Source organism: Paraburkholderia polaris (genome assembly GCF_012927345.1).
GTDB classification, from domain to species: Bacteria; Pseudomonadota; Gammaproteobacteria; order Burkholderiales; family Burkholderiaceae; genus Paraburkholderia; species Paraburkholderia polaris.
Genome location: NZ_JABBGJ010000018.1, coordinates 156,174 through 165,821, shown reverse-complemented (window position 1 = coordinate 165,821; position 9,648 = coordinate 156,174). Strand labels below are relative to the sequence as shown.

Sequence of the window (9,648 nt, the reverse complement as noted above, 5' to 3'; positions counted from 1 at the left end):
CCGGGATTGATCTGACAGCGCGTTCTCGCCGCGCCTGAGCCATTTGTAGCCGGTCTGCCGGCTGATGTTAAAGCGCTGGCACAACTCGGTCATCGTCAGCGTGTCCTGACTGGCCAGATGAACAAATTCCTGTCTGAGGCTCATGGTGTCTCTTGCGTTCCAGGGCATGGTCGGGACCGGGCGTTTTAATACCCGGAAGTGTCAACCATGTCCCCGCACACCTGTCAGCTATGTCTCCGGTCTATACACGGCAGGCAAAGAAAAGTAGGTGCCTGCCCCGCACAGGGGCGACGCTAATAGACCACTAAAAATTCAAGGAAAGGCCAACACCGTAGGCCTACAGACAAACAGCACAACGAAGACAAACAAACAAACACAAGCGCGAGCAAGAAAAACCAAAAAACCACCGCCGCAGGCACACAACCAATGCCGCCGCCAAAAGGCAAAAAACACCCTCTATTTCACCAACTGGAGTTTGAATCGTGATTGACAGAATAACTGCAATGCGGACATTCATCCGAATCGTGGACACCAACAGCTTCACCCGCGCAGCGGAGTCCCTCAACATCCCTCGCGCGACAGCGACAACCATCGTCCAGAACCTGGAAGCCCTGCTAGGCACCGCCCTCTTGACCCGCACGACGCGGCGCCTGAGCATCACCCCGGAAGGCGCGGCCTACTACGAGCGCTGCGCGCAAATCCTCGCCGACATCGACGAAATGGAAGCCAGCCTCCGTCACGCAACGGATAACCTGACCGGTCGCCTGCGCATAGAAATGCCCGGCGCGGTAGCGAGCGCCATCGTCCTGCCGGCACTGGACGACTTCCACACCCGCTATCCGAACCTCGATCTGGCCATCGGCATCAGCAACCGAACAGTTGACCTGATCTCGGAAGCCATCGACTGCGGCATCCAGCTAGGCGAACTGCCGGATTCCAATCTGGTCGCGCGGCAATTAGGCACCCTCGAACACGTGACATGCGCAAGTCCGGCCTATCTGGGCCGCCACGGCACGCCCCTCGACATCGACGATCTGCGCGGACACGTCGCCGTCAATTGCATGTCGCCGCATAACGGCCGGGAAGTCGACTTCGACTTCGAAGTCGACGGCGAGGCGCAAAACGTCAAGGTCAAAGGCTTCGTCAAAGTCAGCGACGAGCAGGCCTATCTCACCTGCGGATTGCAGGGCCTGGGGCTGATCCAACCGGCGCGGATCGCCGCACAGCCCTACCTCGATTCGGGACTGTTGCGTGAAGTACTGCCGCAATGGAAGCCCGTGCCGATGCCAGTCTCGGTCGCGTATGTGAAGAACCGCCGGGTATCGCCACGCGTGCGGGCCTTCGTCGACTGGCTCGCAGAATTGTTCGAGCAGACCGAACACGTCGATCAGGACCTGTCGCGAGTCCGTCAGCTGTTGCGTGGCCTGCATCCCGCCTGAGGCGGGTTTCATGCAGGCTCGTAACACCACGGACGCGTTAGTTCGGTAGTGTCACCGGCACTCATATCCACATCCACCTATTCATTCACTGTCTGCGTCGCAAAACGAGGACGCGCGGCACATACCTGCACTTATGGCTGACGTGCCTGCGCCGCCGCGCCCGGACAGGCGGGGTCTTTACCCCAATGTCCGTCGCACACGCGCCAGCGGCACAACTGGTCTTCGAAGAAGCCGCGTTGCCCGCACTCTTTCACGCGTTCGGCCAGTTTGGCGTTCCCAGGGCTAGCCGATGCACTGACCTTGGTGGCCGTGTTGCCATCAGCCGTTTTCGCATCGGCCGGTTTGGTACGTGCCACGAGTGCAGCCAATAGATCGGCATCCGAATCATCTTTCGAAGCATTGCCGGCCGGGCGCGATTTCTTCGTTTGAGCGATGGCGGTCGGCGCGCTCGCGTGATGATTGCTTGCGCTCGCGCTTTCCTTCTTGCCGCGCGCCGCCGTCTCGTGTTTCGCATTACTGGCGACAGCCGTCGAGCTCTTGCCGTGCTTTGCCGCGGGCACCATGGCCGCCGACGCGGCCGTTGCGGACGCAACCGGTGCAGACGCGTTGCTCGGCTCAGCGCCATCGGCGAGCGCGCGCGACAAGCGGCTCTCATCACCGCTTGCGGATGCACCCGCGGATGTCGCTGGCGCCTTGCTGTCGCTGTCGTCAGCAACGATCGTGGCCGCTTGCGACGACGCGGCCGCCGGAGCCTCCGCTTTCGCGATGACCTGCGGCGCACCGCTGGCGGCGGAAGCCGGCGCGGCAACTTTCTCGGCACTGGCGGGCATGGCTGATGCCAACGACGCTGTCTGCAAACGCTGCTGCATATGCCACGCGCCCCAACCGCCGGCCGCGATCACCAGCAAGGCGACCAGCAGGAGCGGCGTTTTCGACCGGCGTGGTTTATCGGTAGGCGGCGCGACGCGGCCTTCCAGATTCGCGAGAATTCGCGAACCATTGCTATTGGCACCCTTAGCCTTATCGGATAACAGGCTAGGTGGGGCTTTGGAATTCGAACTTTCCGGCGCACTCATTCACTGTCTCATTGAATCCTGGATTATTTCGCCGTGATAATACCGTTCCGGCTCCTCTCCGAGCAGGCCTGATTCTAAGAGCAAGCATTACAAAATACAATTGTTTCCAATTTCCGGGGTCGACTTTGATTGCCGTAGTACTTCTCGCCTATTTCGCCATTGCCGTTGTGATCGCCGCAATGCTGCTATTGCCAGCGGTACGCGCCTCTTTATTAGGCGCCGCACTCGCCATTCATGTCCGTGTTATGCGCGGAGCATCGCAAAGTGCATCACGTGCTCGTGGTCAATTAGTACGCTCGGCAAAAATTTCGCAATCGACCGCAATCGATATGCAAAAGTTACTGGCAAAGCGGCGCTTGCTGATTTTTACCACCACAGGTATTCTTGCGACGCCGCCATTGGTGGCATTGGCTTTACGCGGTCGGCAATTATTCCAATTCGATGACACTGCACGGGTACCGGACGAGAAAATTGCCGCGTTATTGAATGGCGAACAGCTCGTGCCCCCGCCGACGCTGCCGCCTGAGGTATTTGCAACGCAGGAAGTGGAGCAGATTCGGCCGGCACTGAAAGACGCCAGCCGCGACTGGAATTTGCTCGACGCCGATTTTCGAACGCGTTTATTGCTCGTTTACAAAATCATGCACGAGCAATATGGGTATGAAATGGCATTGCTGGAAGGTTATCGCAGTCCGGAGCGGCAAAACCGGCTTGCGCAAATGGGGGGCAATGTCACCAATGCCGCGGCGTTTCAGAGCTATCACCAATACGGTCTTGCTGCGGACAATGCGTTTTTGCGCGACGGCAAGCTCGTCATTTCAGAAAAAGATCCCTGGGCCATGCGAGGCTATCAGTTATACGGACAGACGGCCGAACAAGTCGGCCTAACGTGGGGTGGTCGCTGGAAAATGATGGATCTCGGGCACGTTGAATATCACAAACCCGGCTTCGTCCTGGGGCGTGGTCATTAAAGCTGAGCGGGCAATAAAGAGGTTGCAATGGGGCGTTCAATCAATTTTTCTGGCAAAAGTCGGCAATGCCGCATACATAACGGCATTCGTCCAATCGCCATCGGTGGGACATCCCATGGCGGATTTAACAATCCGGCCGCATTCACCTTCGCCTGAATATGCTTTCGTTTTGTTTCAAACGCGGCGCTGGGAGACTTTGTCCGCGCTCGCGCCATGCTGTTTGTCACACACGCGCCACAACACACATCACCAAGACCTGAACGGCTTATGCGACGCATTCTTAACGTGTTGACCCATACACGCACGCTCTCGATCATCGGCTTGCTCGCGCTCGCTGCTGTTTTATTCATCGGCGCCGATACCTTCCAGATCGACCTGATATGGCCCGCCATCGTGCTCGGCGCCGTGATCGCGCTATGGCTGCTGGTCTGGGTGGTGCGCCGCCTGCGCGCGCGGCGCGCGAACAACAAGCTCGGCGAAATGCTCGAGCAACAAGCCGAAAAGCAGACCGAAACCGGTCCCGCCCCAACGCCCGCGCGCCAGGCCGAACTCGACGTGCTGCGTACGCGCCTCGTGGATGCGGTGAAAACGATCAAGACCTCGAAGATCGGTCAGATGTCCGGCGGCTCGGCGCTGTATGAATTGCCCTGGTACATCGTGATCGGCAACCCGGCCGCGGGCAAGAGCAGCGCCGTGCTGAATTCCGGCCTGCAATTTCCTTTCGCCGACAAGAACAACGCAGTGATTCACGGCATCGGCGGCACGCGGAATTGCGACTGGTTCTTCACGACTGAAGGCATTCTGCTCGACACCGCCGGCCGCTATTCCGTGCACGAAGAAGACCGCACCGAATGGCTTGGCTTCCTTGGCTTGCTCAAGCGCTTCCGGCCGAAGGCGCCGATCAACGGCATTATCGTCACGGCGAGCATTGCCGAGTTGACCAGCAGCAAACCCGAGTTCGCGATCAATCTGGCGAAGAATCTGCGCCAACGCGTGCAGGAACTGACCGAGAAGCTCGAAGTCTTCGCGCCGGTGTATGTGATATTCACCAAGGCCGATCTGATCACGGGCTTCACCGAGTTTTTCAGCGGCAGCGACCGTCACGAATATGACCGCGTGTGGGGCGCCACCCTGCCCTACGAACCGGACGAAAAGCGCGACGTGGTGGGCCTTTTTGATGAGCACTTTGAAGAGCTCTACGACGGCCTGAAAGAAATCAGCGTCGCGCAGATGTCGATCAACCGTGGCAACAAGCTCTCGCCGGGTCAGTTGAGCTTCCCGCTCGAATTTTCGACGATCAAGCCCGCGTTGCGCGCGTTCCTCGCCACGCTGTTCGAAGCCAACCCGTTCCAGCACAAGCCGATTTTCCGCGGCTTCTACTTCACCAGCGCGTTGCAGGAGGGCGAAACCAATAGTGCCGCTGCCACGCGCATCGCCAACCGCTTCGGCCTCTCCGCGGACAGCCTGCCCAAGCCGCACAGCGCGTTCTCGAAGAACGGCTTCTTCCTGCGCGATCTGTTCTCCAAGGTGATCTTCGCCGACCGGCAGACCGTCAAGCAGTTCGCCAGCCCCGCCAAGACGCGCATGCGCTATGCGACGTTCTTCGGCTTTGTCGCGGTGCTCGCGTTGGCGCTCGGCGGCTGGACGTGGTCGACGATCGGCAATCAGCAGCTCGCCGACAACGTCAAGGCCGACCTCGACAACGTGGTGCGCCTGCAGCAGAACCGCAACGACCTGCAATCGCGTTTGCAGGCGATGGACATTCTGGAAGACCGCATCGACCAGCTCGAACAGTTCCGCCGCGACAAGCCGCTGGCGGTGTCGCTCGGGCTGTATCAGGGCGATCGCCTCGAACAGCATTTGCTCACCGAGTATTACAACGGCGTGCGCCAGATCCTGCTCGACCCGGTCTCGCAGAATCTTGCCTCGTTCCTGAAAGACGTGAACGCGCACCCGGACCAACTGGCGCCGCTGAACCGCAATCCGGACGCCGCCGCCGCGATTCCCGTATCGGCGCATAGCGCGATGGCGGCGAACAGCCAGGGCGGCCTGTATAGCGATGCATCGCCGACCAACGTCGAAGACGCGTACAACGCGCTCAAGACCTACCTGATGCTCAGCGACAAGCGTCATGTGGAAACCGCTCACCTGACCGATCAGGTCGCCCGCTTCTGGCGCGGCTGGCTCGAAACGAATCGCGGCAACATGCCCCGCGACGAGATGATCCGCAGCGCCGAGCGCATGATCACCTTCTATCTGTCGCGCGTGTCCGACAACGACTGGCCGATGATCGACCAGAACCTCGGCCTCGTCGACCAGACCCGTGAAAACCTGCGTCGTGTGGTGCGCGGCATGCCGGCTCGCCAACGCGTCTATGAGGAAATCAAGGCGCGTGCGTCGACCCGTTTCGCGCCGATGACGATCGCGCGCATCGTCGGCGAAAACAATACGGCGCTGGTGGCCGGCAGCTATGCGATTCCCGGCACCTTCACGCGTGAAGCGTGGTTCCAGTACGTGCAGCCCGCGATTCGTGACGCCGCGACCAAGGAACTGCAGGCCAAGGACTGGGTGCTCAACACCTCCGCGCACGACGATCTGACTTTGGAAGGCAGCCCTGAGCAGATCCAGAAAGCACTTGTGGCAATGTACAAGACCGAGTACGCGATGCACTGGCAGAAGTTCATGCAAGGCATTGCCGTGCAGAGCTTCGGCAGCTTCGGCCAGGCGGTGGATGCGATGAACCGTCTCGGCGATCCGCAGGATTCGCCGATCCGCAAGGTGCTCGAAACCGCGTACGACCAGACTTCGTGGGACAACCCGTCTCTCTTCAACGCGAACCTGAAACGCGCGCAAAGCGGCATGACCAGCTGGTTCAAGCAATGGTTCTCGCGTGCGCCGACCGGCCAGTTGAACGCCAACATCGACATCAACGGCAATCCGGTGGAAGTGCCGATGGGGCCGATCGGCCAGGAGTTCTCGGCGCTGGGCCGCATCGTCGTCTCCGGCGACAACGGCTCGATGCTGAAGGGCTACATGGACACGCTCTCGAAGGTCCGTACGCGCTTTAACGTGATCAAGAACCAGGGCGATCCGGGACCGGGCGCGCGTCAACTGATGCAGCAGACGCTCGACGGCAGCGGCTCCGAGCTGGCCGATTCGCTGAAGTACGTCGACGAACAGATGCTGACGGGCCTCACCGATTCGCAACGCAAGGCCCTGCGTCCGCTGCTGGTGCGTCCGCTGATGGCGGCGTATGCGGTGGTGATCCAGCCGGCCAGCGTCGAAGTCAACAAGGTGTGGAACGCGCAGGTCTATCAGACCTTCCAGAGCTCGCTCGCGAACAAGTATCCGTTTGTAGGCGATGCGAAGGTCGAAGCCGGCGCTGGCGAAATTGCCCAGGTGTTCGGGCCGGATGGTGCGATCGCCAAGTTCGTCGGCACCACGCTCGGGCCGCTCGCAGTGCGCCGCGGCGACACGCTGACTTCACGCACATGGGGCGATATGGGTCTCGCGCTGACGCCCGACTTCACCAACGGTTTCGCGCGCTGGGTGGCGCCGCTTGCAGGGGGAGCCGCGACCTCGTCGGGTCAAAGCTCGTCCGAACCGCAGACCGTGTTCCAGATCCTGCCGCAGCCGAGCAGCGGCACCACGGAATACACGCTCGCGATCGACGGTCAGCAAATGCGTTACCGCAACACGCCGCCGCAGTGGACCAACTTCGTGTGGCCGAATCCGTCAGGCTCACCTGGCGCCACACTGAATGCGACGACCTTCGACGGCCGCACACTGCAACTGGTCAACGAGCCGGGCCGCTACGGCCTGGAGAAGCTGATCAACTCGGCGCAGCGTAAGCGCCGTCCGGACGGCACCTTCGATCTGTCGTGGACGCAAGGCAACGTGACGGTGGCGGTCAGCATGCGCATCATCAGCACGTCGCAGGCCTCGGGCAGCGCCAGCAGCGACGCGCCGCAACAGCAAAGCCTGCGCGGCTTGCGTCTGCCTTCCTCGGTGGCGGATGTGAGCGCGGCGGCAAATTCGGTCAACGCGACGGCCGCGGGTGGGACCGGACCAACGGGACTAACGGGACCAACAGGAACAGCGGGCGCCGCGCCTGCTGTCGCGCCGGCGACGGCCGCCGCCGCGGTTTCGAACACAGGGGGTGCGCAATGACGCAAACCGTGCAGGCGCAAATCGCCTACTTCGGCAAGATTCCGTCGCGCGGCGACTTCGTCAAAAGCGCGCATAACCCGCAGTTGCTGGCCACGCTCGACCGCTGGATCGCCCAGGCCATGGAGTTGCTCACCGAGGATCCGCGCTGGAAGATCGTCTACGAAAACGCCAAGCCGATGCACTTCGCGTTCCTCGGTTCGCGCAGCAAGCTGGCGATTGCCGGGCATATGGTGGCAAGCCAGGATCAATCGTCGCGGCGCTTTCCATTTCTTGCCGCCACCGCGCTGGAAGTTGAAAAACCGCTGACATTCCTGGCGCACAGTCCGCTGGCCTTTGCGCGCCTGTGGTCGCGCATCGCTTCGCAGATGAAGCCGCTACTCGGCGTGAGCGAGCCGACTGGTGCGCTGCAGGCGCTCGGCGAAACGCAAGTGCCGATCGAAATCGGCGGCGGCCCGGGCAATCCTCACGACGGCACCTTCAACGACTTCGTCGAGCATCAGACCCTCGCCGGCCTCGAACAGATGCTGCTTGCAAGCGGCCATCCGGTGCGCTTGCGCGGGGCGATGCTGGCGCTCGGTTCGCTGCTGCGTCCAGTGATGCAAAGCGGCTCATCGCATCTCGAACGCGGGCTGACACTGCCGCTGCCGAACGATCCGTTCTATCGCTCGCTGGTCGCCGCATTCTGGCTCGAACTGATCGCACCGTTCGTCTCGCAGGCCGATTTCGAACTGGCGATTTTTATCGGCACGATTGCCGAGCGCGAACGGCTCATCATCGGCTTTAACGGCGCCTCGGCCAAAACGCTGCATAGCGTGGTCGATCCGCAGGCATACGCGGCACATAACATCGATATCGACGATCCCGAGTGGATCGACGAACACGCACAAAACGACCATGGCATCAGCAAGCTCGTCAGCTACCTCGACCAACCGCAACTGTCGTTGCGTGTCAGCATCGACACGTTCCGCGAAGCATTCACGGGAGCGTGACACGATGTTGAGCAAACACACGCGCATTGCCTCGCTGTTAGCGGGCCTTCTGATCAGCGCGCTCGCCCATGCCGACAACGACGGCCCGGCACGCGTCACGCCGGTCGACAACAGCGGCATTGCGATCCACACGACGATTTTGCCCGCGCCTTCGTCGGCACAACCGGGAAATGGCGGCCCTGCAGTCAGCACGGCCGGGCTCGCCAGCGGCACCACGGGCGCCGGCACCGGCGCGATTAGCGCGTCGCCGCCGCCTGCCAGCGCAATGCCGGGCCAGGTCGTGGTGGGCGGCAAAGTGCCGGATGAAGCGACCAAGGCGGCAGTGCTCGCGCGTCTGCGCGACACCTACGGCACGGCCAACGTGGTCGATCAGATCGAAGTCGCCGACGTCGCGACGCCGCCGAACTGGTCCGCCAACGTGCAAAAGCTGATCGGCCCGCAGTTGAAGCAGATTAGTAAAGGCCAGTTGAAGATTGACGGCACGCAGATCGACGTGAAAGGCGAAGTGCACAACGAATCGCAGCGCCAGCAGCTCGCAAGCGATATGGCGAATGCGCTGAATCCGACCTACACGATCAGGAATGGCCTGCGTGTGAGCGCATCGGAACAAGGCCTGCTCGATCAGACTTTAGCGAATCGCACGATCGAGTTCGAGACGGGCAGCGCGACACTCACGCCGCAAGGCCGCGCGATTCTCGACCAGATGGCGGCGGTGTTGTCGAAGATGCAGACGAAGACGGTGGCGATCATCGGTCATACGGACAACTCGGGCAATCGCACCTCGAATATCGCACTGAGCCAGGCGCGGGCGGATGCGGTGAAGGGTTATCTGGTCGCCAAGGGCATCCCGCCAGAACAGATGACGACCACAGGGGTCGGTCCGGATCAGCCGATTGCATCCAACGATACGACCGACGGGCGGGCGCGTAACCGGCGTATTGAATTTCGCGCGGGATCCTGAGTTGTTACTTGCTTGACCTTATGATTGAAAAAAGCCTGGCAC

General features: G+C 61.2%; 7 protein-coding genes. 5 read left to right on the top strand and 2 right to left on the bottom strand.

What is annotated here, in order from left to right:
- On the bottom strand, positions 1 to 168 hold a 168-nt coding region (locus HHL24_RS18480; RefSeq protein WP_206002919.1), incomplete at its 3' end, for a helix-turn-helix domain-containing protein.
- 314 nt (positions 169 to 482) lie between these two features.
- On the opposite strand from HHL24_RS18480, the gene HHL24_RS18475 reads away from it, so the two are divergent.
- Positions 483 to 1,439: a LysR family transcriptional regulator gene (locus tag HHL24_RS18475; RefSeq protein WP_169486868.1), complete on the top strand. Its 957-nt coding sequence runs from the start codon at positions 483 to 485 to the stop codon at positions 1,437 to 1,439.
- A 131-nt stretch (positions 1,440 to 1,570) separates the two neighbouring features.
- Here the strand turns inward: HHL24_RS18475 and HHL24_RS18470 are convergent, their stop codons facing one another.
- Positions 1,571 to 2,515, bottom strand: a complete 945-nt coding sequence (locus HHL24_RS18470; protein WP_169486867.1) for a hypothetical protein — start codon at positions 2,513 to 2,515, stop codon at positions 1,571 to 1,573.
- Between the two features lie 125 nt (positions 2,516 to 2,640).
- Between HHL24_RS18470 and HHL24_RS18465 the strand changes: the two genes are divergently transcribed.
- From HHL24_RS18465 to HHL24_RS18450, 4 genes are all read left to right on the top strand, one after another.
- On the top strand, positions 2,641 to 3,486 hold the full coding sequence (locus HHL24_RS18465) for a M15 family metallopeptidase (protein ID WP_169486866.1): 846 nt from the start codon (positions 2,641 to 2,643) through the stop codon (positions 3,484 to 3,486).
- A gap of 267 nt (positions 3,487 to 3,753) precedes the next feature.
- The gene (gene tssM / locus HHL24_RS18460; RefSeq protein ID WP_169486865.1) at positions 3,754 to 7,656 is read left to right on the top strand and encodes a type VI secretion system membrane subunit TssM; all 3,903 of its coding nucleotides are present in this window, start codon (positions 3,754 to 3,756) and stop codon (positions 7,654 to 7,656) included.
- Positions 7,653 to 8,645, top strand: coding sequence for a type VI secretion system-associated protein TagF (gene tagF / locus HHL24_RS18455; RefSeq protein ID WP_169486864.1), 993 nt, complete (start codon positions 7,653 to 7,655; stop codon positions 8,643 to 8,645). The genes tssM and tagF overlap by 4 nt, the downstream gene beginning before the upstream one ends.
- A gap of 4 nt (positions 8,646 to 8,649) precedes the next feature.
- Entirely contained in the window at positions 8,650 to 9,606 is a 957-nt protein-coding gene (locus tag HHL24_RS18450) for an OmpA family protein (protein WP_169486863.1), read from the top strand.
- Positions 9,607 to 9,648: the final 42 nt, after the last annotated feature.